The organism is Frankia sp. CoWAU3 (genome assembly GCF_977971855.1).
On sequence record NZ_CDWWXB010000194.1, the window covers coordinates 1 to 1477 of the forward strand.

The following is a 1477-nucleotide window of genomic DNA, read 5'->3' on the forward strand; positions in this document are numbered from 1 at the left end:
GGGGGTCCTGGGACACGGCGGCTCCCCGCGCGCGACGAGATGCTCCTGCGCCCACACCTCCAGCTCGTGCAGCGCCGTGCGCAGCCCCTCGCCCCGCGGGGTGAGCCGATAACGCGTCGCCACCGGCGGCCCCTTGAGAACCTCACGCTCCACGAGGCCGGCCTGGACGAGTTCGGTGAGGCGGCCCGACAGCATCCGCTCGCTCACCCCCGGCACCAGCTTCGCTATCTCGGAGAACCTCGCCGGGCCGGCCATCAGCGTACTGATGATCAGACCGCTCCACCGCTTCCCCAGCAGCGCGAAGACCGGGGTCAGCGCCTGACAGCTCACGCCGTCCTCCGGCCTCGCAACCATCCGGTCATAGTAGGTGCCCGACGCATCACGGGTGCCTCGACGCAGCGCAGGTCACGGCGCAGGACAGGGTCACGGCGCAGGACAGGGTCACAGCGCGCTGGGCGGGCCCCCCGGGCCTGCGGCTACGGTTGACCCGCCACGTCCTCGCACTGAGCCATCAGGTCGATCGGATAGCGGTCCGGCACGGGAGCGAGGTGAAGATCGGGTAGGGACGGGGGCGGCTTGCGATCGCAGATTGCGTCGGGACTGCGGGTTGCGTGGTGGTCGCGGCAGGACAGGCGCCCGACCGGCGGCCGCATCGTCCCCTCCGGCATCGTCCAGTCGGGCGCCGCGCGATCCCGTCCCGTGTCACCCCGTGTCGCGTTGACGGCCGTCGCGCTGGTCGGCCTGATCGGGCTGGTCGGCACCGGTTGTGACGGCTCATCGCCCGCGGCGGGTAACCGGCCGTCGGCCGGTACCGACGCGTCGGGCGGGTCCGGGAGACCCACGGAGCCGGACACGCCCGCCGGGTTCGACGTCAAGGCCGAAAACGCCCGGCCCGGCGCCGACTGCGGGCTGGCCCGGCTCGGCGAGGGCCACGCGGTCGAGGGCTGGCTGGACCGGGTCGGCGTCGACCCCGGTCAGCCCGTACGGTTGTTCGCCTCCACCACGGCGAGCCGGCTCGCCGTCTCGGTGTTCCGGATCGGCTGGTACGGCGGCCACACCTGCCGGCTCATCACCCGGCGGGAGGAGCTGCCCGGCCGGGTCCAGCCGTCGGCGGCGATGAACGCGACGACGAACACCGTGTCGGCCGCGTCGTGGGCCCCGACCATGACCTTCGACACGGCGACGTGGCCGCCGGGCGACTACCTGTTCCGCCTCGACAGCAGCAACGGATTCCAGTCGTACGTGCCGTTGACGGTGCGCAGCCCGTCCGCGCAGGGCAGGATCGTGATCCTCAACTCGGTCACCACCTGGCAGGCGTACAACGCCTGGGGAGGCTACAGCCTTTACCACGGGCTGCGGGGTTTCGCCGACCGCGCCCGCGTCGTCTCGTTCGACCGGCCCTACGGCTACGGCGACGGTGCCGCGGACTTCACCGGGAACGAGGCGCCCCTGGTGACGCTGGCAGAGCGGCTCGGCC

General features: G+C 72.6%; 2 protein-coding genes. One reads left to right on the plus strand and one right to left on the minus strand.

Annotated features, from left to right (window positions below; all coding sequences use genetic code 11):
- On the minus strand, positions 1–330 hold a 330-nt coding region (locus AC08ON_RS14930), incomplete at its 3' end, for a winged helix-turn-helix transcriptional regulator (protein ID WP_476617179.1).
- A 369-nt stretch (positions 331–699) separates the two neighbouring features.
- Between AC08ON_RS14930 and AC08ON_RS14935 the strand changes: the two genes are divergently transcribed.
- Positions 700–1477 (plus strand): N,N-dimethylformamidase beta subunit family domain-containing protein (locus tag AC08ON_RS14935; RefSeq protein ID WP_476617180.1); only part of this gene is annotated, 778 nt, incomplete at its 3' end.